Origin of the sequence: Arthrobacter sp. NPDC058130, from assembly GCF_042884475.1 — a bacterium.
GTDB lineage: Bacteria > Actinomycetota > Actinomycetes > Actinomycetales > Micrococcaceae > Arthrobacter.
Genome location: NZ_JBHVTV010000002.1, coordinates 127,205 through 151,300, shown reverse-complemented (window position 1 = coordinate 151,300; position 24,096 = coordinate 127,205). Strand labels below are relative to the sequence as shown.

The window sequence follows — 24,096 nt, the reverse complement described above, 5'->3', positions numbered from 1 at the left end:
TCCGCTCACGCTCACGGACAACGTGTGGCGCCGCAGGCACCGTGCCCCAACACCGCAGCCGACGCCGCGGCCGACACCGCGTCGGATCCTGCCTCCGACGAATATGCCGGCACGTCCCTGCGGCTGCAGGTCCTCGAAATCATCGACGGCCTCCTCAACAGCACGGGACCGGAACTGGAAGAGCACCGGGCCCGCCTGCGGGGTCACGTCACTGAGCATCCCTGGGATCCGGAAACCGCCCTGCTGCAGTACCTTTGGGATCGCGAAGAGCACGTTGCGGCGCCGCCAGAGCTGCCCGGGCCCGGCAAGTGACGGCCCAGTCGAATCAGACCTTCAACCGAAGGCATGCGTCAGGGGGCGGCCACGTTCTCGATGGAGACCGTTTCGATGATTCGGGTCGACGGCTCGCCGACCAGCGCCGGCGCCGTCACACCCGTTTTCCACGTATCGTTCTGCAGCCGTCCCAGGAAGTCCACGGCAGCCGCCTGCGTATCGAAATCCATCTCCAGCATCACATAGTCCTGCTGGTCAAGCGGACGGGAGATCCGGTATGACCGGACTCCCGACGCCGCGCGGTTCAGCGGATCACTGTCAAAGGCCCTCCGCCACATGGCGAAGTCCCGGACCTGGTGTTCGATCTGCAGGGTAATCACTGAGGCGCTCCTGTCGACGGTCTACACGCCCAACTGTAGGCCCGGAAGGCCCCGACAAGTAAGGCACGTGGCAGAAGTGTTATCCGGTTGGCGCCTTACGCCGGCTGGGACCCGGTGTTGGTCGTGCTGGTCGGGGCGTTGGCCTGATCGGCAGGGTGCCGTTGCCGGCGGCTCGCCAGCAGGAACGGCACCGCGATCAGCTCGATCACGCCGCCGATCGCCAGCGACGCCGCGTAGCCGTAGATATCGGCTGCCCGGCCCAGCAGCGGCTGCACCACCACGCCACCGCTGGAGCCCATGAGCGAATCGAAGCTGAGCACCGTTGCCCGTTGCTTCGAGGCGATCATGTCGTTCAAGTACGCCTGCCGCACAGGGATGCCCGCCGAGGCAACAAGGGCCCAGAGCGCCAGCAGCACCAGTGCCACCCAGAACACTTGGATGAACCCGAGCACCACCAGGATCACTGTGCCCACAATGCTTGCCAGAATCATCACGGTGGTGCGCTTGCGGAAGAGGTTCCGGACGCGGGGCGCCAGCCAGCCGCCGAGCACCTGCGCTCCGGCCACGATCGCCGCCGCGAGGCCCGCAACGGAATATGCGTGGGGGTCCCCAAACAGCTCGAGCAGGTACGGTTGCAGGGCGTAAAACACATAGATCCCGACGCCGGCGCTGAACGGCGCTGCCAGCATCACGTAACGCACAGGTGGATTTTTCAAGCCGTTCTCGATCGAGGCGGACAGTACGGCACGGGTCGCCTGCAGAGGATGAGTCGAGCGTTGGGGCGTGAATCCGACGTCGCGCATGAGCCCAAAAGCCACGGCGAACATGCCCAACAGCACGCCCACGCGCATCAGAAACGGCACACCCAGAGTCGTGGCCTGGGCGATCACGCCGCCGGCCACCGAGCCGGCCAGCATCGCGACGCCGGAGACCATCTGGCCGCGGCCGAGGACCGTCTCCATCCCGCCTTCATACCCGGAGAACCGCAACGCGTCCACCAGCCAGGCCTCCACCGCGCCAGAGAAAAACGTGAATCCCAGTCCAAGCAGGACCGACACTACCGCCCACATCCAGAACGGGGCGGAAAACTGCCAGAGCAGGTAGTAAAGGTAAGTCGCTCCGGCCAGGGTCAGGGTGCCAAGCAGGAACGAGACTCGGCGGCCCCAAGAGTCGGCAACCACTCCTGTGGGCACCTCGAAGAGCACCATACCGGCTGTGAAGAAGGCGTTCGCGGCAAACGCCTCGAGGTTGCTGAGGCCGGCATCGAGCAGGAAGAGGGTGTTGATCCCCCAGATGAACGAGGCCGCAAGGGTATTGCCCAGCGTCAACGTGAGATAGATGCGCTGGATCTTCCGGGCGGCGGCGTTCATCACGTCGCCGCCCCCGCCAAGGCGAGGGGGAACCACGAGCCCATTCTCGTCTCCGGCGCCGGCGCGCGCCAGTACGCGCCAGTACGCGCCACTACGCGCCAGGCAAACGTCAGGCTTTATGCCTCATGCGAAGAACCACGCCACACGACCTCGGCGGCTCAGCTGTCCCGGTCCGTGTAGAACCCCCGCCGGCGCGCATACTCGTGGATCTGATCCAGGGTGGCGAGCTGTTCGCGGGCCTTCGTGGCCAGTGTGTCGAACCTGGATTTGTCCAGTCCCAGATCGCCGGCGAGGTCTTGCAGCGTCTGCCACAGGCCCAGTTTTCCAATGATCGCCGAGCGCATGAACTCTGTTTCCAGGACCAGGGTCATGGGCGAACGGCTCACCACCCGTCGATTGAGTTTGAGCCGTCCGGCCCGCTCCGCGAGCCATGCCGCGGCCCGTCGCGGGGTTCGCCGCGGTACGCCCAAGTCCTGCACGAGTGCGCGCACGTAGTCCCGCTCTTCCCGGATCTGGGTGGCAAGTGCGCCAAGTTCAGCGTGGAAGGGAGTGTCCGTGAAGGCGCCTGCCATGCGCTCGATGCGGCCTTGCCCTGCCGTGGCTCCCGCGAGATGATCCGAGAGGTAAAGTCCGAACAATTTCTTGTCGACTACGCCGGCCGGTGGCTGCAGCGGCGCCGCATCGGGATTCATGGCCACCAGCCCCGTGTCGCCCACCGGCTCCGTCTGCTCCTTCTCGACTGCAGGCTTGCGCCAGGACGCCACCACGCTCACCCCGCCGCCGTCGTCGTGATCAATTACGACGTCGATCTCCGCGGCGGCCGCCCCCATATGCGACAGCTTCTCGCGATACGACACGACCAGCGCCCCCAGGCTTTCCTCGGTCCACTCCCCTGGCCGCATCCTCGTTGAGATTTCGACCGGTTCAGGCTGATACAACGTCATGGAAGTCCTTCCTTCGGGGCGCGACCGGGGCGGGCACGAGCCCATTCTCGTCGCCTGTGCCGGCTCGCGCTAGAGATGGTGGGGCGCAGCGCAGTTGCTGCCGGGCGTTCCGGAGCGAGCGTCCCGGTGGCAGACTTTGGTCACCGGAGTTAGGACCAAGCAGGAAGAGGATCCCGGTGGCTGACATGGCTGAGGCCGTTTTGCACGACGGCACGGCAATACCAATCCTTGTGAGCGGTAATGGCCGGGCGCTTCTCATCCCTGCGAATTTGACGCCTCACTCCGAGTCGGAAGCCCAGACAATGCGCGACTGGGGCGCGGACCCTGACCTTGGGCCCAACCTGGTGTCGGCCCTCTCCCGGTCCTGTCGGGTGGTCGCCGCCGACTATGAGGGGCACCGGATGGCGCACCCGGCGCCGCATACCCTCACCCCGGAAAACGTCGCCGCCGATTTCCTGGCCATCGCTGACGCGGCACACGCCGAAACGTTTGGGTACTACGGGTATTCCTGGCTCGCCCTGTGCGGTTTACAGCTGGCGATCCGAACCAATCGGCTCTGGGCGCTCATCATGGGTGGATTCCCGCCGCTCGAGGGCCCGTACAAAAGCATGCTGGCGGTGACGCAGGCGGCCCACGCGGCGGCTGCGCAGGCCCGGCATCAGCAGTCCTCGGAAGCGCCGGCGGCGGACCTCCCCGTCGAGCCAGGCGACTGGGATTCCGCCGCAATACGAACCAGCGAAGCGCAGACCCGCCAGTTCGTCACGCTGTACGAAGCGCTCCAGGATTTCGACGATTCAGCTGTTGGTGTGGCCCCGGATCTGCCCCGGCTGGCGTTCGCCGGCTCGGCCGATCACATCGTTTACGGACCCCGCTGGGGAGACGTGACGGTGCGAATCGGCGAGCCGCTGGCTGCCCACGAGCGCGAACTCATCGATGCCGGTTGGGACGTGGAAGTACTCCCGGCGCTCGATCACCTGGGCGCGATGCGCAGCGACGTCGTCGTTCCTCTCCTGACGGCCTGGCTCGGAAAGGTGAGCAGGGAATAAAAGTAAACCGGCGCAATAGGCGACCGCTCCGATACGAAACGGGAGCTACTTGCCCAGTTGGAAGACGTCGGCCTTGATCCCGTGCCGTCCTGCCTTGCGCCTGCCGGCCGGAGTCCCGTACAGGACCAAGGCGGACCGGCCGTCGTCGAGCACGGTGATCCCCTCGGCATGATCGTCACCCTTGCCGAACGGTGCATCAAATTCGCAATGCAGGTGGTCTTTTTCAAGGACGGCCTCCGCTTGCGACGTCAGCGCGCCCCGCCAGCGGAACACGGCCGCACGCCCGTCGAGCTCCATGGTGGGCCCCGCCAGGACGAGCAGGTCGTCCCCGTGCCGGCAGAGGTCCCGCACGCCCAAGCCGTCCAGGCGGAGAAAGTGCTTGCGGTAGCGACGATTCCCGGGACCGATCGGCTGAGGCTCAATGCCCGGCCCGCCACCGACCTGGAGCTCAATGATCACCGCCCACCCGCGCAGCACCGGCCCGCGCAGACCGACAAAAACGCGGCCGCCGGCAACGGCGAGGCCTTCGCAGTCAATACCGTTTTCCTTGCCCGGGATCGGGTGCGAGCCGGCCGCCGAGGCCTGTATGAAACCGCCAAGGTGAGGGTCATTGGCGAGGAGGTCCACGAGGTCCTCGGTTCGGCCGAGGCCGAGTACACCGGCGCGCTGCCGCTGGCCCGGCGGGCTGCCGCCCGGGTCGAGGGTCCCACCGGCATCGACCAGGGTCATGGTCGAGAGCCGGGCCAACACCCGCCGGCGCTGGCTGACCTCTACAGTGGCCAGGGATTTCTGCGCCTCGGCGGGGGCGGCTTTGCCCTTGACCTGCTTCCGGGCCGAGCTGTGCGATCCCACCAGCCACAGCGTGTTGTTCTCGACGTCCAGGCCCTCGATGTCGATCTCGCCCCTGGGCCCTGGCAGCTCCAGGAGTTGGGTGAGGTCGAAGCTGCGATGCGCGCGCGCCTGGTTGCCGTTCTCAAGCGTGAGCCGCTCGACACTGGTGGTCTCGTCATTGGCGACCCAGAGGTGGTTGCCCTCGCGGGCGATCGCGGACAATCCATCGCGGAGTTCGGCCTTCTTGCCGAGCGTGCTGCGCTGATCGAGTACCAGGGTGATTTCGCCGGAAGGCTCGTCCGGCCGCGGCCATCCATTCACCGCCGATCACCCCCGCGCTCTGCGTTCGCGCAGCCACGGGATGAGGCCACCTGCCAGGAGCATTTCCACCTGACGGCCGGAGAGGCTGTGCCGCACAGGGTAGACCTCGTCGCGGGTCTCGTTCTGCACCAGGATCTCCTTGCCTGAGACGAGGGCGTCGTGTGTTCCGGTCAGCAGGAGCACATCGCCTTGTTCGATCCGGTCGTGATCGGCCGCATCCGTGAACTCGAGGGCGAGGACGCCGAAATTGGCCAGGTTCTGCCAATGGATCCGCGCGAACGAGACGGCCACCACTGCGCGCAGCCCCAGGAAGCGCGGGGTGATAGCCGCGTGCTCCCGCGAGGATCCCTGCCCGTAGTTGGTGCCGCCGACCAGGATGTGGCCCGTCGAGTCGCGGGTGCGTGCGGCACGGGCGGGGTAGGTGGGATCCACCTGGTCGAAGGTGAATTCGGCCAGTTTGGGGATGTTGCTGCGGTAGGGCAGGACGCGCGCACCGGCTGGCAGGATCTCATCCGTCGAGACATCATTCCCCACGACCAGCGCGACTGGTGCCTCGATGCGGTCCGCGAGGGGACCGAATTCCGGGAGCGAGGAGATGTTTTCACCCTTGACCAGTGCCACGTTGCCAGCTTCCTCCGGCGCCAGCGGCTCCTCCAGCATGGCCAGGTTCACGCTCGACACCGCGGGAAGTTCGATCTCGGGGTACTCCAGGCCCAACAGCTCTGTCAGGTCCCGAGGATCGGTGATCGTTCCGGTGAGTGCTGCAGCGGCGGCCGTCTCCGGTGAGCACAGGTAGACCGAGTCCTCCTTCGTCCCCGACCGGCCGGGAAAGTTGCGGGGCATCGTGCGCAGGCTGTTGCTTCCGTTCGCGGGGGCCTGGCCCATCCCGATGCAGCCCATGCATCCGGTCTGATGCAGCCGGGCTCCGGCGCTGATCAGATCAAGCGTGGCCCCCATCTTGGTGAGGTCCTGGAGGATTTGTCGGGAACTCGGATTGACGTCGAAAGACAGGCCCGGGTGGCACTGCCGCCCCTTCGTGATGGCGGCGACAATTGCGAAGTCGCGCAGGCCCGGGTTCGCTGAGGACCCAATCACCACCTGCGCCACCGTCCTGCCGGCAACCTCGCGCACCGGGACGACGTTGCCGGGCGAGCTGGGCAAGGCGATGAGCGGCTCGATCGTGGCGAGATCGATCTCGTCGGTCACGTCGTAGGTGGCGTCGGGATCGGCGAGGAGTTCGGCGAAGTCGCCCTCGCGCTGTTCGGAACGCAGAAAGGCCCGGACCTGGTCGTCGGCCGGGAAAACCGTGCTCGTCGCACCAAGTTCGGCGCCCATGTTGGCAATCACGTGCCGGTCCATCGCGCTCAGGGTGGCGAGGCCGGGACCGTAGTACTCGATGATCCGGTCGCGGCCGCCCTTCACGCCGTGCCGGCGCAGCATTTCGAGGATGACGTCCTTGGCGCTGGTCCACGGCGGCAGCTTGCCGGTAAGCCTGACGCCCCAGATCTCCGGCATTTTCAGATAGAGCGGCTCGCCCGCGATCGCCAGGGCTACCTCCGTGCCGCCAACCCCGATTGCCAGCATCCCCAGTGAACCCGCGGCCGGGGTATGGCTGTCAGAGCCGACCATGGTTTTGCCGGGAATGCCAAACCGCTGCATGTGCGTCGGATGGGACACCCCGTTTCCGGCCTTCGAGAACCACAGGCCAAACCGGCGGCAGGCCGAGCGGAGGAAATCATGGTCCTCCGCGTTCCTGCTGTCAGCCTGCAGAAGGTTGTGGTCCACGTACTGCACGGATACCTCAGTCTGTGCCCGGTCGAGCCCGAGGGCCTCCAGTTCGAGCATGACCAGTGTCCCGGTCGCGTCCTGGGTGAGTGTCTGATCGATATGCAAAGCAATCTCGCGACCGGGAATCATCTCTCCGGCGACCAGATGGGATGCTATGAGCTTCTGGGCCACGTTGTAGGCCATGGCGGGCTTCCTTACTCGATGGCGAGGCCGGACGCCTCCGTCGGTAACGAACCCCGCCGGGCACTCCCCTTATCCCCCAAAATAGCCCTCTCCCGGCGTCGGGAACAGTGGAGATCAGATGCCAGGACCTCCCGGCACTCAGACGTTCCTGGTGTTCCACGAGCTGAGGAAGGCCAGGGCCGCAGCAACTCCGGCACTGAGCACAACGGCTCCCAGCCACATCGACACGGGCCATTCGATCCCTGACGCCAGGCCGATGCCGGTCAGCTGGCCCGTCCAGACAAGTGCCGCGAGGACTGCGGTGATTGCCGGCAGCCGGCGCCGCAGCCACGGCTCCGCCCGTCGGGCGAGCAGCACATCCGCGACGACGGCGGCTGCCGTGGCTCCTATGGCCCCGGCCACCGCTGCCGGGCGCAGCCCCGACATGGCCAGCGGCAGCCACGCCACCACGGCGACCAGGACGGTGGCGATCCCATAAGGCGGCCGTCGTGCCCCGGATAGCGTATAGAGGAAGGGGCCGATGATCAGCGCCGTGGTCACCAGGTAGCTGGCCAGGCCGAGCGCCGGCGGCAGCTCCGCCTGGGCGTGCCCGGGGCTCCCGATCGGCGCCGGAAGATAGGGGACAGCCGGCGGGACGCGGACGAAGGCCGAGCAGTAGATGAGGAAGAAGGCGCCCAGGCCGGCCAACAGGGCGAGAGACAGTACGGCTGGCGGCGTCCATTGGAAGGCCTCTGAGCCGCTGGCGGCCCGGGCACGGCGGACGCCGGTGCCGAGGATAAGGAAGAGGCTGAACCCGAGGAGCAAGTGTGTGGGGCTCACCAGCGCATCGAGGGAGACTTCGATGCCCAGGATCTCATGCCAGGCCAGATCCAGTACGCCCGCGACGGCGAACAGGGTGAGTCCGATGACCGTGCCCTGGTAGCCGGCTGGTATCGCCCGGGTCAGCGGCTGCCCTGGCTGGCGGTTGGTCCAGATCACGTAGGCCGTCCACGCGGCAGTGGCCACGAGGCCCGAATAGAGGGCCGCGTGCCAGGGAGTGAAGAAGGTTTCGAGTCCGGGAACGTGCAGATGGGCCCAGCCGTCAAGGAAGACCGCCAGGAGGAGCCAGATGCCCAACAGCTGCGTTACAAGGTCCTTCCGCTCCCCTGCCCGAAGAGTCCGTGCTGCTGTGTCAACCATGGTCGCTCTCCTCGCACTCGACATGCCACCCCCGCCGGCCGGAGCCGCCCGCATCTGGCCCCGCGCCGAATGGTTAAAGCTTGGACCTCGCGGTGCCCAACCGCCAGTGGCGGGTATGCTCGACGCCCTTGATGGGCATGAGTGGCAACTGGACCGGCGGCTAGGATGTACCCGTGCACCTCCGAGCCAATATCCGAGCCAATAAAAAGCACTCCTCGCCCATCGTTTCCGAGCAGGCTCCCGGCGTCTTTTTCGTTGAGGGACCAGCCTCTAACTGGATCGTGGTCCGCGACGAAACCGGCTTCATGCTCATTGACAGCGGTTATCCTGGCGACCGCGCCCTCGTCCTTGAGTCCATCCGCCAGATGGGCTTGCATCCAGCCGACGCCCAGGCCGTGCTCATCACCCACGGCCACGTCGACCACACCGGCTCTGCGGCCTACTTCTCCTCGACATATGGAACGCCGATCCTGTGCTCCCCGGAAGAACTGGCCCATGTCCAGGGGAGGGAAAAGCACCAAGTCACGTTCGGCCAGGTCATCGTCAGGGTGTGGCGCCCCCGCGTCTTCCGGTGGATGATCCACGCCATCAAGGCAGGATCCCTGGCGGCGAAGCCTGCGACGCGGGCCGAGGCTTGGGACACCGAGAGGCTCCGGAGCCTGCCCGGCTGTCCGGAGGTGATCCTGCTTCCGGGTCACACCCCCGGCAACGTCTCGATCTTCCTTCCCGACGCAGGGGCGATCGCTGTGGGTGACTCGTTTGTCAGCGGCCATCCGCTGAGCCCTAGGACCGGACCCCAGATGCTCCACCGGGTGTACCACACAGACCCCGCCGCGGCACTGGCGGCAACTCACCGGCTGGACGGGATCAAGGCCTCAGTCATACTTCCCGGCCATGGCCCGGCGTTGCACATGCCCCTGGCCAAAGCCCTGGCGGCGTTGCGAAGCCAGGCTGCCCCGTAGGCGGCATGGTCGCTCCGGGGTGAGCACTGGCCTCATGGAGGCGCACCCTTACCCTGCGCCGGGGAGGGACACCTCAACCAGACCGTTCTCAATGCGTGTGCTGAATCTCGGCTGGCCCGCTGTCGCCGGTCCGCCCAGGACTTCTCCGCTACTCAGCGAGAAAACGCTCCCATGCCACGGACAGACAACGCAGGGCTCCCCGCGTTCTTCGACCTTGCCTTCATGGAGTGGCCCGGACAAGTGGCTGCAGAGATCGGACAACACGTGGACGCCGTCGCCTCGGCGGAAAACAAGCAGCGGCATCCCGGCCACCATCTTTCGCTCCAGCTTGCCATCAACGAGCTCATCCAGCGGGGCCAGGGCGTGCCAACCGACAGGGAAACGGTGCGGAACATCCTCGCTGTGGTTCACACCGGCGGCCTGGCGATACGCGAGGTGGCCACCGAGGAAGCCTGCGGCCGAAAGCACGGCAAATCCGAGATACCCGAGCAGCTTGCCTTGCGGCTGCCGCCCACGGGACCGCTCCACCAGTGACGCGGCGTACAGGCCAGTGGCCGCGAGGTTGCCAGCGGCGTGGACCAGGCCCACGCGCAGTTGCTGCTCGTGAAGTTCCGACCAGTCGGTGAAGCCGGCGATCGCGGAAGGAACCGCGCTGATCACCCCCACGCCAATCAATATGCCAGCCGCCCGGTCGCTACCCGGCACGGCATCCAGGATGGCGGCCGAAGTCCACGCCCCCATCGGTATCTGGACTCCGACGGGGTGAACCGGATGTCCCAAGGGCACGCCGTGGAGCGCATCACGGAGCCACGGGAACCGGACGATCGTGTTCACGGTTCCTTTAACCCCCGCGACCAAAGGATCAAGCCAGCGACTGTCTTCCAGACGGGAAACGACATTGAGCAGCGGCAACGGTTTCATCGGCTTCCTCCATCATCGTGTCGTTCAGCTGAGCCTAATTTCTCGGCCCTTATCTGCACAGCCCTCGGGACTGGAATCCGTCGGAGACCGACGGATAGCTTTAATCGGCGACGCCGTCCGAATGGCGCCCATGCTGGCAATCACTACGAGGGCAACCGCCAGCGCGTCGATCAGCCCGAAGTTCTGCCCGAGCACGATGAATCCGGCCAGTGCCGCGACGGCCGGCGCCGTGCAGGTCAGCACCGAGAACGTCGCGGCCGGGATGCGGCGCAGGGCCATGAGCTCTAAGGAATACGGGACAGCGGTGGAGAGCAGCGCGACGCCGACGCCAAGGCCAAGTACCGTCGGCTCCAACAGTGCGGACCCGGCCGTCAGAATCGCGCCAGGCAGCGAAAAGAGCGCTCCGACGGCCATTCCGATTGCCAGACCGCCGAGCCTCGGGAACGCCGCACCGGTCCGGGCATTGCACAGGATAAACAAGGCCCAGCACGCCGCCGCACCTAGGGCGAAGAACACACCCGTGACGTCGAGCTCGGCCAGTCCTTCCTGTCCCAGTCCCAACAGGGCTACTCCCGAGAAGGCCAGCCCAGCCCACAGCAGAGCACTGACGCGCCGGCCGGCCACGACGGACAGGACCAAGGGGCCCAGCACTTCTATGGTGACTGCCGTGCCCAGCGGCAGCCGGGCAATGGCCTCATAGAACAGTGAGTTCATCGCCGCCATCGTCACGCCGAGACCGATGGCGGCGCGCCATGCCCCTGCACGGTGTCCGTGCAGCCCCGGCCGGGCAACAGCGAAAAGGATAATGGCGGAAAACGCCAGGCGCAGCGTCACGACGCCCAACGGCCCGGCTGCGGGAAAGACCAGGACGGCCACCGCCGCACCGAGCTGCTGGCAGAGCACCGCGGCCATCACCAGCACGGTTGCCCGGGCGTGGGCGGGGGCGGCGGAGGGGGCCCGGGAAGTCGTCATGTGCATGGTTCCTACGTTAGGAAAGTCAGCAGGCCGCGGGAAATGCCATTTGAGTTGCTGTTATAACCTAGACGCATGAGCGTTGACGCGCGACATTTGCGGGCATTCCTGGCCATCGCCGAGGAGGGCGGGTTCAGTTCTGCCGCGGCCGTGTTGCGGGTCAGCCAACCGGCGCCGTCCAGGACACTGCGGCAACTGGAGACGCACCTTGGCGCCACACTGTTTGACCGCTCGACCCACCATGTGGCCATTACTGCGGCCGGGGAGGCACTGCGTCCGCGCGCCGCCGCCGCAATCGCCGCCCTCGACGCCGCCCTGGACCCCGCAGAGACACCGGTCCGGCCGCTGTTGCTGGGGTATCCGTGGTCCGCGCTCGGCCGCCGGACCGGACCACTGCTCCGCCGCTGGCGCGAACTGCACCCGGACACACCGGTGGAATTGCGCCGCATGGATGACCGGTTCGGCGGTCTCACCTCCGGTCGCGCCGACGTCGCCCTGGTCCGCGGGGATCCGCCGGTGACCGGCGGGCCGGCCCGCATGCGGCAACGCGAACTTGCCGAGGAGCCGCGCTTCGCGGTCCTGCCGGCCGACCACGTGCTGGCCGGCCGCGGCGAGGTGCGGCTGGCTGACCTCTCCCCCGAGGTCGTCGTCGTCAACGTCCTCACCGGGCTCACAAGGCTGGACTTGTGGCCGGCGAGGATACGCCCGACGCACACCGTGGCCACGGACAACACCGACGACTGGCTGCTCGCCATATCCTCCGGGCGCGGCATTGGCGTCAGCGGCATCTCGACTGCGGAGACCTACCAGCACCCCGGAGTGGTGTACCGGCCACTTGTGGACGCACCGCCCGTCACGGTTTCCCTGGCCTGGCTGGAGCCGGTGTCCCACGCGGCGTTACCGGAGTTCGTGAAGTTCATGGTGGATCAGGTGCCGCGGGACCTCGGGTCGGAGTAGGGCACGGCGACGCCCCCTGCCCCACCGCCGTCGATTCCTTGAAGCGCCTGCCGATGAAGCACCGGGCACCGGCCTGTTCCCGGGATGGCCTCAGGCCTATACTCATGGCACAGGAATTGCAGCAAGGCAACAGACGGTTTGGAAGGTCGCGGTTACCGTGATCAAGCATCCATTCAAGAACCCGTGGCACCGACACGACGACAAGTCGATGACAGGTGACTCCCGTCCGACTTCCTGGATCAAGCGGGAGGACGCTGCGATCAGCCATGGCAGGAGCAGCCTGTTTTTCATCGCCCACGACAACCCGTCGCCGCCCTCGGTGACCTGCCTTCAGGGCCATGACATCCTGCCCGGGGAAACAACCTGCAGCCAGGGGCACCCGATCGGCTAAAGGGCCGGTGCTGCCGGCCGCCCGGTGTCCGCCCGGTCGCCGTCGTGTACGGGCATGGCAGAGCAATACCGGATGATCCGGAGGTGACGCAGTGAACGCAGCATCGAACAGTGGACGGCCCGAAGGTAACCCCGTCTCCCTCTGGGTCGCCACCGCCGCCACCACCGGCTACCCCGCCCCTCACGGGGATGTCGAGGTCGACGTCGCGGTTATCGGGGCCGGCATCGCCGGACTGACCGCCGCGTTGGCGCTCAAGCGCACTGGCCGTACAGTCGCGGTTATCGAGACCGCCCGTGTGGGAACCGGCGTCACCGGCCACACCACCGGGAAGGTCACCTCCCTGCACCGCCTCGCCTACACCGAACTCGCCCGCAGGCACGGCACCAGCACCGTCCGCACCTATGGGGAGGCCAACCAGGCCGCGATCGAACACGTCGCGGCGGTTGTGGCCGGGGAGGGCATCGACTGCGGCTTCCGCCGCGTCGCCAACTACACCTACGCCGAAACGGACGACGCCGTTGCCCGCGTCCGGGAGGAAGCGGCCCTCGCCGCCCGGCTCGGCCTCCCGGCCACGTTCACCACCGATGTGCCGCTGCCTTTCCCCGTCAAGGGAGCGGTCCGGTTCGACGGGCAGGCGCAAATTCATTCCGTGAAGTACCTGCAGGGTCTCGCGGCGGCGGTCAATGGTGAGGGCAGTTTTGTCTTCGAGGGGACGCCTGCGCAAAGAGTCCACGACGGTTCCCCGGCCGTGGTGGTCACCGAGGGAGGCGCCATCCGGGCCAACGACATCATCGTCGCCACGAATGTGCCGTTCGGCGGCCAGGGCCTGTTCTACCTTCGGTGCCATCCGCACCGCTCGTACCTCATCGCCGGACGGGTGGACACCCCACCGCTGGACGCCACGTTCATCAGCGCCGAGGAACCCCTGCGTTCTATCCTGACCGCCAGCGTCGGCGGCTCGAGTTATGTGCTCATCGGCGGCGAAGGCCATCGCGTGTCCGAGGCCGGGGACACGGCCGGGCGGTATCGCAGACTGGCCGCCTTTGCCCACGACCGCCTTGGCGTCGGCGAGATCGCCTACCGCTGGTCAACGCAGGACGGCGTCCCGCTCGACGGGCTCCCCTACGTCGGCCGCATGTCCCCCACGGCCAAACACGTCTACGTCATCGCCGGCCTGCGTAAATGGGGCCTGACCAATGGAACCGCGGCCGCCCTCATTCTCACCGACGCCCTCAGCGGCAGGGAGAACGGCTGGGCATCGGTGTTCAACAGCAACCGGATCACCCCGGCGGCCAGCGCGGGTCGGTTCATGAAGGAAAACGCCAAGACCATGGCGACCGTCCTGAGAGGCAAGCTCGGCGGCCACCCAGGCCACGCGGCCTTGGCCCCTGGCGAGGGAGCAGTCATCAAGGTCAACCGCGAGAGCACCGCCGTCTACAAAGACCCCGACGGGCAGGTCCGAGCCGTATCCGCTATCTGCACCCACTTGGGTTGCACCGTGGCCTTCAACTCCGCCGACACCACCTGGGACTGCCCCTGCCACGGCTCCCGATTCGGCACCGACGGCTCCGTCATCCAGGGCCCCGCAGCCAAGGATCTGCCGAGCCGGCCGGCGCCGTAACCGCGGGCCTCTGCCGACTGGTCATCGACCGTGGCGAGCTCCGTCGTCACCGCTGCAGGAAGGATGGTCCAAAAGGACCTGCTCATGCAGTGACCGCGACTCGCCGACGCCGCAGCGTTAGGACTCCTATCCCTCGCACTCGATGCAGTACGAGTGGCCGTCCTTTACGCGCGCGAGCTGGGAACGGTGCCGAACCAGGAAACAGGAGTAGCAGGTGAACTCGTCCTCGGCCTGGGGAATGACCTGAACGATCAGTTCCTCGGCGACGAACTCCCCGCCGGGGGTCATCGCGTCATCCAGTGCGTCGGATTCGTCCAGTTCCCGGACCACGCTGCGGGCATCCGGAGCGTTGGCGGACTGCAGCGCCTCCAGGGAACGGTCCTGCGATTCCTTGACGTCGGAACGTACTTCGTCGTAATCGGTTGCCACTGGGTTCATTCTCTTTTCTGGCGTTATTTGCTGACGGGGTTTCAACGTATGCAGGGGGCTCGTTGTTCCCGGTTGCCCGCAGATGCCCTCAGAGTGCGGTCTGCCCGCACGCGACCACTGCGGTGGGGCTGCCGGTGCAGATGATGGACCCGCCGCGGCCCTGGAGTGCCCGCACGGCATGCTTGAGGGTCAGGAATGCCCCGCGCTGGTTGATGGCGACGGTCTTTTCCCAGACTTCCAGGGACAGTTCGCCTACTTTCGCGTCCTGGCCGAAGAGCTGGACGCCGGGCACTGGGAGTCGCAACCTTCAAGATGCTCCACCATCAGATCCTCACAGGAGAACCCGCTCAGCACTACGTCGTGGAGCCCGAACTCGTGGTTCGCGAGTCGACGTCGCCCATCGCACGGCCCTGAATATTGATCGTCGTGAGCTCACCCACGACGCAGCCCGTTGACCGCCTGGCCTCGACCCGGTCAAGGAAACGCTCGAAAGCTACCAGGACTGCGACGCGGACCATTGAAGGTAGGTATACTGGTCTAACTACCTGCACTCCATGGCTGCGAGGAATGATGAACGACAAGCAGAAGGCACCGGGTAATACCCTTTCGAGGAGGCGTGCCTACGACGCACTACTTGAAGCCGCCTCCCGCCGCTTCTATGCCGACGGTCTGGCCGGAACGGGAATCGACGCCCTTACAGCCGAGGCAGGGGTCGCCAAGAAGAGCCTCTACAACAACTTCGCGTCCAAGGCTGACCTGGTGATGGTGTACCTGAATGCCCGGCACGAGGAATGGATAGCGCTGTATCGGGCCAGGCTGGAGGGGGCGGCCGGCCCCCGCGAGCGAGTCCTTGCGGTCTTCGATGCCTACGCAGACCACGCGGACCTGGCATACGAGAAGGGGTTCCGGGGCTGCGGCCTGCTGAATGCCGCCGCGGAACTGCCCGCCGGGGATCCCGGAAGGCTTGCGGTGCGGAAACATAAGGAGGAGGTCGAGTCGTTGTTATCCGAGCATGTGTCCGACCTTTTCCCCTCATCACCTGAGCAGGCACATCTAGTTGCCCGGCATCTGGCCTTCCTCCTTGAAGGATCGATGGCCCGGGCAGGCTTGGAAGGCAATGACCGTTGCATCCAGGAAGCCCGCCAGATCGCGGCCACCCTGCTCGGCAGCCTGTGAACGGCGCAGGGTCCGCGGCGGCGCCGTGGGGTGTATGGCTGGTGCTGGCCGCCTCTGTCCTGTGGGGCACAACGGGAACAGCGGCCACATTCGCCCCCGGAGTGAGCCCCCTGGCAATTGGGGCGATAGCAATGGGCCTGGGTGGCCTGCTCCAGGCCGCGATTGCGGCCCGCACGATCATCGCGTCGGCGGGTTTCCTGCGCAGCCGGTGGCCCACGGTGGCGTTGGGGTCAGTGGCCGTCGCGGCGTACCCGCTCGCCTTCTATTCCTCAATGCACCTGGCTGGCGTGGCGGTTGGAACAGTTGTGTCGATTGGTTCGGCTCCACTCGCCTCGGCCGTCATTGAACGGGTCGTGGACAAGAGGCGTTTTACGCTCCGCTGGGCTACAGGCGCCGTGCTCGGTGTGACCGGCGCGGTGCTGCTGTGTTTCGCGGAGGCCGGGACGGCTGATCCTGCGTCGGCAACCGACGCGGCTTGGTCCGCGCCCGCCGGCATCGGCCTGGGGCTGGTTGCCGGGATCACTTATGCGCTCTACTCCTGGGCCGCGCACCGCCTGATCAGCACCGGCGCCCCCTCATCAGCTGTCATGGGTGCCGTCTTTGGCATCGGCGGGCTACTGCTCATGCCCGTGCTCGCAGCCACCGGCGCCCCTCTCGTCGCATCCTGGCAGAACCTGTCCGTCGGTTTGTACATGGCGCTTGTTCCGATGTTTGCAGGCTACGTCCTGTTCGGACTGGGCCTGGCCCGTATCCGCGCCAGCACGGCCACCACGATATCCCTCGCCGAGACAGTCGTGGCCGCCATCCTGGCAGTCGTAGTAGTGGGCGAACGGCTCCCAGCGATGGCCTGGGCCGGGGCGGCACTGGTGGCTGGAAGCCTTTTTGTGCTGACCCTGCCAACCCCCAGAAAACGCGAAGTCCCGGCCGAAGAAACCCAGGCCAGCAGCAGCCAGCCCGTCCCCGCCGCCAGGCCGGGCAGCACGGCCTGAAATTCATGGTCCGTGCTGCCCGTCGGGGGTCCTGCCAGTTCTTGCCTCGGCGCCGTGCCGTCAGTTCACTGCAGTCGCGGCGGCGGCGCCGACCCGTGCCTGGACTGCCGGGCCGGCGAGCCGGAGCCAGGTGTCCACCACGGTGTCGGGGTTCAAGGAGACCGAATCGATGCCTTCCTCGACCAGCCACTCGGCGAAGTCCGTGTGGTCGCTGGGACCCTGGCCGCAGATGCCCACATATTTCCCGCGCGCCTTGCAGGCCTTGATGGCCATGCTCAGGAGCTTCTTGACGGCGGGGTCGCGTTCGTCGAAGCTGCCGGAGACAATCGCGGAGTCCCGGTCAAGGCCCAGGCTCAGCTGGGTCATGTCGTTGGAGCCGATGGAGAAACCGTCGAAGTAGTCCAGGAACTCGTCGGCGAGCAGGGCGTTGGACGGGATCTCGCACATCATGATCACCTCGAGGCCGTTCTCGCCGCGGGTGAGGCCGTTCTCCGCCAGCAGGTCAATGACGCCGCGGGCCTCGTCCAGGGTCCGCACGAACGGGATCATCAGCTTGACGTTGGTCAGCCCCATTTCGTTGCGGACGAAGGACAGGGCCTCGCATTCAAGGTCGAAGCAGTCCCGGAACGACGGCTCCAGGTACCGTGAGGCGCCGCGGAAGCCGATCATCGGGTTCTCTTCGTGCGGCTCGTAGGCGGGTCCGCCGATCAGGTTGGCGTACTCATTGGACTTGAAGTCGGACATACGCACAATCACCGGTTCCGGCGCGAAGGCCGCCGCGATGGTGGCCACGCCTTCGGCCAGACGCTTGATGTAGTAGTCGCGCGGACCGTCATACGCGGCGATCCGCTCACGGATGTCCGCGGCGACTTCCGCCGGCTGCTCGTCCAGGTTCAGCAGTGCCTTGGGGTGGATGCCGATCTGGCGGTTGATGATGAATTCGAGCCGGGCCAGGCCCACTCCGTGATTGGGCAGCTGCGCGAAGGTGAAGGCCTGCTCCGGGGTGCCGACATTCATCATGACCTTAACGGGGGCCTCGGGCAGCTGGGTGATCTCGGTTTCCTCGACGCTGAAGTCCAGGAGCCCTTCGTAGATCACGCCGGTCTCGCCGTCGGCGCAGGAGACGGTCACGTCGAGGCCGTCGGAGAGGGCGTCCGTGGCGTCCCCGGTGCCGACGACGGCGGGAATCCCCAGTTCCCGGGCAATGATGGCCGCGTGGCAGGTGCGTCCGCCGCGGTTGGTCACGATGGCGGAGGCACGCTTCATGATCGGTTCCCAGTCCGGGTCGGTCATGTCCGCGACCAGGACATCGCCGGTCTTGAAGGCGGCCATCTGGTCGATCGCGGTGAGGATGCGGACGCTGCCGGCGCCGATGCGCTGGCCGATGGCGCGGCCCTCGACCAGCACGCGGCCGGTCCCGTTGAGGCGGAAACGGCTCAGGCTGCCGGAAGCGCGGCGGGACTGCACGGTCTCCGGGCGGGCCTGCAGGATGTACAGGCCACCATCGATCCCGTCCTTGCCCCATTCGATGTCCATGGGGCGCCCGTAGTGGTTCTCGATGGCGACGGCGTGCCGGGCGAGCTGCTCGACGTCGTCGTCGCTGAGGCTGAAGCGGTTCCGCAACGAGGCCTCCACCGGGACGAAGTCAATGGTGCGGCCGATTTCCTGGCTGGTCGTGTAGGTCATCTGGAGGGCCTTCTCGCCCAGTCCGCGCTTGAGGATGGCGGGCCGGCCGGCCTGCAGCGCCGGCTTGTAGACGTAGAACTCGTCCGGGTTGACGGCGCCTTGGACCACGGCCTCGCCGAGGCCGTAGGAGGACGTGACGAACACGGCATCCTGGAACCCGGACTCGGTGTCCATGGTGAACATGACGCCGGAGGCCCCGACGTCGGAGCGCACCATCCGCTGGATGCCGGCCGAGAGCGCCACCTCGGCGTGTTCAAATTTGTGGTGCACGCGGTAGGCGATGGCCCGGTCGTTGTAGAGGGACGCGAACACATCCTTGATGGCGAGCAGGATGTTCTCGATGCCGCGGACATTCAGGAAGGTTTCCTGCTGCCCGGCGAAGGAGGCATCCGGAAGGTCTTCCGCGGTGGCGCTGGAACGGACGGCCCAGGAGAGGTCCCCGGTACCGCCGTGCTTGTCCACCAACTGCTGGTAGGCGTTCCGGATCTGCGCTTCAAAGTCAGGCAGGAAGGGCGTCTCGCGCATGAGGGCCCGGATTTCCTGGCCTGCCGAGGCAAGGGCGGTCACATCATCGGTGTCCAGGCCCACCAGCCGGTCGGCGATCTTCTGGTCCAGGCCGGAATCTGCCAGGAAGCTGCGGTAGGCATCCGCGGTGGTGGCGAACCCGTCCGGGACCTGGACGCCGGCAGAGGTCAGGTTCTGCACCATTTCGCCGAGCGAGGCGTTCTTTCCGCCCACCCGGTTCAGGTCCTTGAGTCCGAGTTCTGAGAACCACAGGATGTCTGTCGTCATAGTTACTGCTCCTTTGCAGATGATGGCATGCAGATGTGCCGCCCCGCTCGCGGCGATAGCCGGTTGGTGGGCGCGAATCCTGTCCACAGTGACAGGTCTCCGGCGACGTTTCCATATGACATGCGCCACACCGGGATTGTGAAATTTTTCCCTAATGCTTGAGATTCATGCGCTGCAGGATGGTGGCGGCCATTTCCTCCACGGACACGGTGGCTGAATTCAGGTACGGAATCCGGTGGGAGACGTACAACTGCTCGGCGCTCCGCAACTCGAAGCCGCACTGCCGCAACGACGCGTAGGACGAGCCGCGGCGCCGTTCGGTGCGGATCTGGCTCAGGCGCAGCGGGTTGGATGAGAGGCCGAAACATTTCTCAACGAAAGGCCTCAGCGGCCTGGGGAGCCCCTCCCGCTGGAAGTCCTCGTCGACCAGCGGGAAATTCGCGGCGAAGATGCCGTGTTGAAGCGCCAAATACATGGTGGTGGGCGTTTTGCCGCAGCGGGACGGTGCCACTAGGATGACCTGGGCCTTTTCCAGCGCGCGCAGGCTCTGGCCGTCGTCGTGCTCCATGGCGTACTCGACGGCGGCCATCCGCGACTGATACCGCTCGGCATTGCCCAGGCCATGGGCCCTCCCGGGTTCCCCGCTGGCCGGTGAGCCGAGGGCCTGCTCCAGCTGCCCGACATGCGTGCCGATGAGGTCCACGACGATCCCCTGACACGTCGCCAGGACTTGGCGGATATCGCTGCTGACGGCCGTGGAAAAGACGATCGGCCGCGGGCCGGAGGCGACCAGCCTGTCGATGGTGCCGACCACGGTCCTGGCCTGCTCGGCGGTCGTAATGAACGGGACCGTGATGCGGTCAAAATGGTTCGCGGGGAACTGCGTCAACAAGGTGTTGCCGAGCGTTTCCGCGGTGATGCCGGTGCTGTCCGAAAGGAAATAGACAGGCCGAAGAGCGTCATTGGTCATGAACGCATTCTGCACCAAAGGCGGCACCGGCCCGGCATCGGGGAGCCGGCGGGTCCCTACCCGGGCTCCGGACACGGACGTAGACTGCTCGCGTACAGCGCCACCAACACCACCAAACTGTCGCAGGAGATGGAAATGAGCTATGAGGGCACCGGTAACGAGAAGGCCGTCGCGGCAAGCGACCTTAACCGCACCCATGTCGGGCTGACCGTCAGCTTCCAGCCGGACGAATTTACTGTGGTCTTCGGCAAGATCGGCGCCATTGCGCGCAAGGAGGACGGCGTGACCATCGCGCTGGCAGGGGTGGACGGCACCGGTGGCCTTCCTTCCCACTTCAGCCTGCCTCCCGCCCAACAGGTGTACGTCCAGCCGGACATGCTCACTAACACGGAGTCGACCATCAAGGATTTGTTCGGCAAGGTGCAGGAGAACCTGCGCAGCCACAAGGGCGATCAGCGGCCGGACGCCGTCTAGGGAAAGCCTCCCGCTCCGCCGTCGACCGCGTTCGCGCCCGTCAGTACACTGGGAGGCATGACCGAGCAGGAACCGGGCCCGCCCGGAGCCGCTACGGCTCCCCACGGCAGCGCGGGCCTCACCGAGGACGTGGCCATCCCGGCTATTCCGGCCGAGGACGGCCGTGCGCTGCGCCTGGCCGATCCCGACGCCATCAACACGACACTGCGCACTCCGGCACAGCGGTCCCGCACGTTCGCCGGGATCCTGGTGAACACCGCGCTCGCCAACATCACCACCAGCTACCTGTGGTTCGCCCTGACGTTCTGGGTCTACCTGCAGACCCGCAACGTGATCGCCACCGGGGTGATCGGCGGCGCGTACATGCTGTTGATCGCCCTTTCCAGCATCAGCTTCGGCACCTTCGTGGACCGCTACCGCAAGCTGGCCGTGATGCGCTTCGCCGCAGGCTTCACGCTGGCGATGTTCGTGCTCTCCGGGATCATGTTCCTGCTGACCCCCACGGCCTGGCTGCTGGACCTGGCACAGCCCTGGTTTTGGGTCTTCACCCTGATCATCCTGGCCGGTGCGGTGGTGGAAAACATGCGCAACATTGCCCTCTCCACCACGGTCACCATCCTCATCGAACCGGACCGGAGGGCCAACGCCAACGGGCTGGTGGGCATGGTGCAGGGGCTGATGTTCATCATCACCTCGGTGCTCTCCGGGCTGTCGGTCGGGCTGCTGGGCATGGGCTGGACAATCGTCGTCGCCCTGGCGCTCACGGCGCTGGCATTCGCGCACCTGCTCACGCTGCGCATGCCCGAGGAGGTGCGCGCGGCTGCATCGGACGCGCACGGCGGATTCGACCTGCGCGGCTCCCTCGCCGCGGTGCTGGCCATTTCCGGATTGTTCGCGCTTATCGTGTTCTCCACATTCAACAACTTCATCGGCGGCGTCTACATGGCATTGATGGACCCCTACGGCCTGGAGATGTTCCCCGTGGAGCTGTGGGGCACCTACTTCGCGCTGGGCGCCACCGGGTTCATCGTGGGCGGCGCGCTGATCGGCAAGTTCGGACTCGGGTCAAACCCCTTGCGCACCATGCTCATCGCGGTGATCGTGATGGGGGTCCTCGGTGCGGTGTTCACGCTGCGGGAGTGGGCATGGCTGTACATCGCCGGCATCTGGCTATACCTGGTCCTGGTGCCTTTTGTGGAGGCCGCCGAGCAGACGGTCATCCAGAAGGTGGTGCCTCTGCCGCGGCAGGGCCGCGTGTTCGGATTCGCCATGGCGTTCGAATCAGCGGCAGCACCGATCACGGCGTTCCTCATCGCGCCGATCGCACAGGTCTGGATCATCCCGTACGCGCGCTCCGCGGAGGGCGCCGCCCAACTGGCCCCGCTGCTGGGAGAAGGCACCTCCCGCGGCATCGCCCTGGTGTTCCTGATAGCCGGGATCATCATGATCGCGGCCGCGCTGCTGGCCTTCCTGACCCCGGTCTACCGACGGGTCTCGGCGTCGTATGTCCGGACTGGCGCGGAGGCCCCGGAGACGGCGGACACCGACTCCCCGTCTGGAGGATGAATAGGTCCTGGGGATGACCAAGACCGTGTTGGGAGATCCCCCGCGATCCGACGAACGCCCGGCGGGACACACCGGCTCTGGCTGGGGCATCCGATCATTGCTAGCGTGGCGGAATGAACCCGTCGAAGACCCCCGCCGAGATCCTCGACATTGCCGGTAACGAGGTTCGCATCTCGAGTCCGGACAAGGTGGTGTTCCCCGAGCCCGGGCTGACCAAGCTCGACCTGGTGCGCTACTACCTCGCCGTCGCCGATGGTGCGCTGCGGGGCGCCGGCGGACGGCCCATGGTGCTCAAGCGCTTCCCCAAGGGGATCGGCGCTGAGCCGTTCTTTCAGAAGCGCGTGCCTGAAAACCACCCCGATTTCATCGGCACCACGACGCTGCACTACGCGTCGGGGACATCAGCCGAGGAGGCCGTCATCCGGGATGCCGCCGGCCTGGCCTGGGTAGTGAATCTTGGCTGCCTGGACCTCAACCCGCACCCCGTGCGCGCCGAGGACCTCGAGCACCCCGACGAGCTCCGCGTCGACCTCGACCCGATGCCGGGCGTCGACTGGTCGCAGATCGTTGACGTCGCCTACGTCGCGCGCGAGGTGCTCGACGACGTGGGCCTGGTGGGGTGGCCGAAGACCAGCGGTTCGCGGGGACTCCACATCCTCGTGCGGATCGGGCCCCAGTGGTCGTACCGCGACGTGCGGCTCGCCGCGGAGACCCTCGCCCGTGAGGTCGAGAACCGCGCTCCGGGCCTCGCCACCGCGCGGTGGTGGAAGGAGGAGCGCGGCGAGAGTGTGTTCGTCGACTTCAACCAGAACGCCAAGGACCGCACCGTAGCCTCGGCATACTCGATCCGGCCCCTACCCGATGCCAGGGTCTCGACTCCGCTCACTTGGGACGAAGTTACCTCCGCCCGGCCGGAACAATTCACAGTACTGACGGTGCCCGAGCGGTTCGCCGACGTCGGAGATCCTCACGCCGGCATCGACGACGCCGTCGGCTCACTCGCCGGACTACTCGCCCTGGCTGCCGAGCTTGGCCCGGCCGAAAAGCCGCCGCGGGGCGGCGACGGCTCGGGCCGCCGGCAGTCGGTCATGCCGCTGATCGAGGTGGCACGTACCAGGTCCAAGCCCGAAGCACTCGCGGCGCTCGACGTATGGAAGACCCGGCATGCGGACCTCGTGCCGGCCCTGCATCCCGCCGACGTACTCGTCGACGGAATGCGCGGATCCAGTTCGCTCTGGTACCGGGTGCGGGTGAACCTGCAGCATGTCCCGGAAAATGAGCGTCCCCCACAGGAGGAGCTCATCGCTGACTACGACCCATGGGCGGGCAAGGAGTGGCCGGGGCGCCCCGGGCCCTGACGCCCCGGCCCGTTACAAATTACGAGGCGGTTTCGCATGTGTGGCGGATGAACACCAGCATGCTGCAACCCGCTTCGCTCGATACAGTCCGTGTTTCATGCCGGGCGGACGGCACGCATACATCCCGTCGGTGAAGGTTTGCCCACGTCCCAGGTCGGTCAATTCTCCGGAAAGTAGCGGGACCTCTTCCCAGTACTCATGGGTGATCGTTTCCGGAGCAGTGGCGGCCCCCGCCTCATAGCGCTGAAGTCGCGGTACCGGGCCTTTATCTAGCAGGGCCGGCCGAGGCTGCCGCCGCCCCGGGCGGAGGACATTGAAACGGTATGGATCGCCATCGTCGATGGCAAACCGGCCGCCACGGCCACCCAGATGCCCTACCGCCGGTTCGGCTTCGTCCGGCGGCCGGAAAGGGAAAAGCCGCGACCCTCCCCACAGGTGCAGCTCGTGGTCTACACCCTCAACCTGCCTTAACTGACGTGTGACAGCGCAGAACCCAGTCCGGAGTCCCGTACTGTCA

Annotated in this window: 24 protein-coding genes; 11 read left to right on the top strand and 13 right to left on the bottom strand. The window is 66.5% G+C overall.

From position 1 onward, the window contains the following. Positions 1-24 precede the first annotated feature (24 nt). Positions 25-312 carry a hypothetical protein gene (locus ACFVTM_RS04835; protein ID WP_390202256.1) on the top strand — a complete coding sequence of 96 codons (288 nt, stop codon included), beginning with the start codon at positions 25-27 and terminating at the stop codon, positions 310-312. A gap of 38 nt (positions 313-350) precedes the next feature. On the opposite strand, the gene ACFVTM_RS04830 is transcribed toward ACFVTM_RS04835, so the two are convergent. The 3 genes from ACFVTM_RS04830 to ACFVTM_RS04820 form a co-directional block, all read right to left on the bottom strand. Beyond that, entirely contained in the window at positions 351-653 is a 303-nt protein-coding gene (locus ACFVTM_RS04830; protein ID WP_390202255.1) for a hypothetical protein, read from the bottom strand. A gap of 95 nt (positions 654-748) precedes the next feature. Continuing rightward, complete coding sequence (locus ACFVTM_RS04825; RefSeq protein WP_390202800.1) at positions 749-2,023, bottom strand: MFS transporter; 1,275 nt, start codon at positions 2,021-2,023, stop codon at positions 749-751. A gap of 158 nt (positions 2,024-2,181) precedes the next feature. Continuing rightward, positions 2,182-2,967: a hypothetical protein gene (locus tag ACFVTM_RS04820; protein ID WP_390202254.1), complete on the bottom strand. Its 786-nt coding sequence runs from the start codon at positions 2,965-2,967 to the stop codon at positions 2,182-2,184. A 302-nt stretch (positions 2,968-3,269) separates the two neighbouring features. On the opposite strand from ACFVTM_RS04820, the gene ACFVTM_RS04815 reads away from it, so the two are divergent. Beyond that, a complete protein-coding gene (locus tag ACFVTM_RS04815) occupies positions 3,270-4,013 on the top strand; it encodes an alpha/beta fold hydrolase (RefSeq protein WP_390202253.1) in 744 nt (247 codons plus the stop codon). A 45-nt stretch (positions 4,014-4,058) separates the two neighbouring features. Here the strand turns inward: ACFVTM_RS04815 and ACFVTM_RS04810 are convergent, their stop codons facing one another. The 3 genes from ACFVTM_RS04810 to ACFVTM_RS04800 all read right to left on the bottom strand — a co-directional run bounded on the left by ACFVTM_RS04810 (position 4,059) and on the right by ACFVTM_RS04800 (position 8,315). Then, positions 4,059-5,165, bottom strand: a complete 1,107-nt coding sequence (locus ACFVTM_RS04810) for a DUF3616 domain-containing protein (protein WP_390202252.1) — start codon at positions 5,163-5,165, stop codon at positions 4,059-4,061. A gap of 6 nt (positions 5,166-5,171) precedes the next feature. Then, positions 5,172-7,136, bottom strand: coding sequence for an aconitate hydratase (locus ACFVTM_RS04805; protein ID WP_390202251.1), 1,965 nt, complete (start codon positions 7,134-7,136; stop codon positions 5,172-5,174). Between the two features lie 138 nt (positions 7,137-7,274). Further along, entirely contained in the window at positions 7,275-8,315 is a 1,041-nt protein-coding gene (locus tag ACFVTM_RS04800; protein ID WP_390202250.1) for a hypothetical protein, read from the bottom strand. Between the two features lie 173 nt (positions 8,316-8,488). Here ACFVTM_RS04800 and ACFVTM_RS04795 point away from each other — a divergent pair, with 173 nt between their 5' ends. Next, the gene (locus ACFVTM_RS04795) at positions 8,489-9,277 is read left to right on the top strand and encodes an MBL fold metallo-hydrolase (protein ID WP_390202249.1); all 789 of its coding nucleotides are present in this window, start codon (positions 8,489-8,491) and stop codon (positions 9,275-9,277) included. 48 nt (positions 9,278-9,325) lie between these two features. Here ACFVTM_RS04795 and ACFVTM_RS04790 read toward each other — a convergent pair whose 3' ends face one another. After that, positions 9,326-10,198, bottom strand: coding sequence for a Rieske 2Fe-2S domain-containing protein (locus ACFVTM_RS04790; protein WP_390202248.1), 873 nt, complete (start codon positions 10,196-10,198; stop codon positions 9,326-9,328). Positions 10,199-10,222: 24 nt separating this feature from the next. Next, positions 10,223-11,170, bottom strand: coding sequence for a DMT family transporter (locus ACFVTM_RS04785; protein ID WP_390202247.1), 948 nt, complete (start codon positions 11,168-11,170; stop codon positions 10,223-10,225). Between the two features lie 75 nt (positions 11,171-11,245). Here ACFVTM_RS04785 and ACFVTM_RS04780 point away from each other — a divergent pair, with 75 nt between their 5' ends. The 3 genes from ACFVTM_RS04780 to ACFVTM_RS04770 all read left to right on the top strand — a co-directional run bounded on the left by ACFVTM_RS04780 (position 11,246) and on the right by ACFVTM_RS04770 (position 14,139). Continuing rightward, positions 11,246-12,127, top strand: a complete 882-nt coding sequence (locus ACFVTM_RS04780) for a LysR family transcriptional regulator (RefSeq protein ID WP_390202246.1) — start codon at positions 11,246-11,248, stop codon at positions 12,125-12,127. 157 nt (positions 12,128-12,284) lie between these two features. After that, positions 12,285-12,518: a hypothetical protein gene (locus ACFVTM_RS04775; protein WP_390202245.1), complete on the top strand. Its 234-nt coding sequence runs from the start codon at positions 12,285-12,287 to the stop codon at positions 12,516-12,518. Positions 12,519-12,609: 91 nt separating this feature from the next. Further along, positions 12,610-14,139 (top strand): FAD-dependent oxidoreductase, encoded by a 1,530-nt coding sequence (locus ACFVTM_RS04770; protein ID WP_390202244.1) that lies wholly within the window; start codon positions 12,610-12,612, stop codon positions 14,137-14,139. A gap of 126 nt (positions 14,140-14,265) precedes the next feature. Here the strand turns inward: ACFVTM_RS04770 and ACFVTM_RS04765 are convergent, their stop codons facing one another. From ACFVTM_RS04765 to ACFVTM_RS04755, 3 genes are all read right to left on the bottom strand, one after another. After that, complete coding sequence (locus ACFVTM_RS04765; RefSeq protein ID WP_390202243.1) at positions 14,266-14,568, bottom strand: DUF4193 domain-containing protein; 303 nt, start codon at positions 14,566-14,568, stop codon at positions 14,266-14,268. Between the two features lie 88 nt (positions 14,569-14,656). Further along, positions 14,657-14,872, bottom strand: a complete 216-nt coding sequence (locus ACFVTM_RS04760; protein ID WP_390202242.1) for an SDR family NAD(P)-dependent oxidoreductase — start codon at positions 14,870-14,872, stop codon at positions 14,657-14,659. Positions 14,873-14,921: 49 nt separating this feature from the next. Continuing rightward, a complete protein-coding gene (locus ACFVTM_RS04755; RefSeq protein WP_390202241.1) occupies positions 14,922-15,086 on the bottom strand; it encodes a hypothetical protein in 165 nt (54 codons plus the stop codon). Positions 15,087-15,138: 52 nt separating this feature from the next. Between ACFVTM_RS04755 and ACFVTM_RS04750 the strand changes: the two genes are divergently transcribed. Both ACFVTM_RS04750 and ACFVTM_RS04745 read left to right on the top strand, forming a co-directional pair. After that, positions 15,139-15,744, top strand: a complete 606-nt coding sequence (locus tag ACFVTM_RS04750; protein ID WP_390202799.1) for a TetR/AcrR family transcriptional regulator — start codon at positions 15,139-15,141, stop codon at positions 15,742-15,744. Further along, entirely contained in the window at positions 15,741-16,733 is a 993-nt protein-coding gene (locus tag ACFVTM_RS04745) for a DMT family transporter (RefSeq protein ID WP_390202240.1), read from the top strand. The genes ACFVTM_RS04750 and ACFVTM_RS04745 overlap by 4 nt, the downstream gene beginning before the upstream one ends. Before the next feature lie 60 nt (positions 16,734-16,793). Here ACFVTM_RS04745 and ppsA read toward each other — a convergent pair whose 3' ends face one another. Beyond that, positions 16,794-19,211, bottom strand: coding sequence for a phosphoenolpyruvate synthase (ppsA, locus tag ACFVTM_RS04740; protein ID WP_390202239.1), 2,418 nt, complete (start codon positions 19,209-19,211; stop codon positions 16,794-16,796). A 151-nt stretch (positions 19,212-19,362) separates the two neighbouring features. Beyond that, positions 19,363-20,181: a pyruvate, water dikinase regulatory protein gene (locus ACFVTM_RS04735; protein WP_390202238.1), complete on the bottom strand. Its 819-nt coding sequence runs from the start codon at positions 20,179-20,181 to the stop codon at positions 19,363-19,365. Positions 20,182-20,316: 135 nt separating this feature from the next. On the opposite strand from ACFVTM_RS04735, the gene ACFVTM_RS04730 reads away from it, so the two are divergent. The 3 genes from ACFVTM_RS04730 to ligD all read left to right on the top strand — a co-directional run bounded on the left by ACFVTM_RS04730 (position 20,317) and on the right by ligD (position 23,579). Continuing rightward, on the top strand, positions 20,317-20,655 hold the full coding sequence (locus ACFVTM_RS04730) for a hypothetical protein (RefSeq protein WP_390202237.1): 339 nt from the start codon (positions 20,317-20,319) through the stop codon (positions 20,653-20,655). A gap of 57 nt (positions 20,656-20,712) precedes the next feature. Continuing rightward, complete coding sequence (locus tag ACFVTM_RS04725) at positions 20,713-22,221, top strand: MFS transporter (protein WP_390202236.1); 1,509 nt, start codon at positions 20,713-20,715, stop codon at positions 22,219-22,221. 113 nt (positions 22,222-22,334) lie between these two features. Further along, positions 22,335-23,579: a non-homologous end-joining DNA ligase gene (ligD, locus tag ACFVTM_RS04720; protein WP_390202235.1), complete on the top strand. Its 1,245-nt coding sequence runs from the start codon at positions 22,335-22,337 to the stop codon at positions 23,577-23,579. Positions 23,580-24,096 lie beyond the last annotated feature (517 nt).

Bases quoted from the DNA above. Each gene is read 5' to 3' on its own strand.
- ACFVTM_RS04815 (WP_390202253.1), top strand. From the start codon at position 3,270: ATGCGCGACTGGGGCGCGGACCCTGACCTTGGGCCCAACCTGGTGTCG.
- ACFVTM_RS04725 (WP_390202236.1), top strand. From the start codon at position 20,713: ATGACCGAGCAGGAACCGGGCCCGCCCGGAGCCGCTACGGCTCCCCAC.
- ACFVTM_RS04825 (WP_390202800.1), bottom strand. From the start codon at position 2,023: ATGAACGCCGCCGCCCGGAAGATCCAGCGCATCTATCTCACGTTGACG.
- ACFVTM_RS04750 (WP_390202799.1), top strand. From the start codon at position 15,139: ATGAACGACAAGCAGAAGGCACCGGGTAATACCCTTTCGAGGAGGCGT.
- ACFVTM_RS04805 (WP_390202251.1), bottom strand. From the start codon at position 7,136: ATGGCCTACAACGTGGCCCAGAAGCTCATAGCATCCCATCTGGTCGCC.
- ACFVTM_RS04820 (WP_390202254.1), bottom strand. From the start codon at position 2,967: ATGACGTTGTATCAGCCTGAACCGGTCGAAATCTCAACGAGGATGCGG.
- ACFVTM_RS04780 (WP_390202246.1), top strand. From the start codon at position 11,246: ATGAGCGTTGACGCGCGACATTTGCGGGCATTCCTGGCCATCGCCGAG.
- ACFVTM_RS04785 (WP_390202247.1), bottom strand. From the start codon at position 11,170: ATGACGACTTCCCGGGCCCCCTCCGCCGCCCCCGCCCACGCCCGGGCA.
- ACFVTM_RS04755 (WP_390202241.1), bottom strand. From the start codon at position 15,086: ATGGTCCGCGTCGCAGTCCTGGTAGCTTTCGAGCGTTTCCTTGACCGG.
- ligD (WP_390202235.1), top strand. From the start codon at position 22,335: ATGAACCCGTCGAAGACCCCCGCCGAGATCCTCGACATTGCCGGTAAC.
- ACFVTM_RS04735 (WP_390202238.1), bottom strand. From the start codon at position 20,181: ATGACCAATGACGCTCTTCGGCCTGTCTATTTCCTTTCGGACAGCACC.
- ACFVTM_RS04790 (WP_390202248.1), bottom strand. From the start codon at position 10,198: ATGAAACCGTTGCCGCTGCTCAATGTCGTTTCCCGTCTGGAAGACAGT.
- ppsA (WP_390202239.1), bottom strand. From the start codon at position 19,211: ATGACGACAGACATCCTGTGGTTCTCAGAACTCGGACTCAAGGACCTG.
- ACFVTM_RS04800 (WP_390202250.1), bottom strand. From the start codon at position 8,315: ATGGTTGACACAGCAGCACGGACTCTTCGGGCAGGGGAGCGGAAGGAC.
- ACFVTM_RS04730 (WP_390202237.1), top strand. From the start codon at position 20,317: ATGAGCTATGAGGGCACCGGTAACGAGAAGGCCGTCGCGGCAAGCGAC.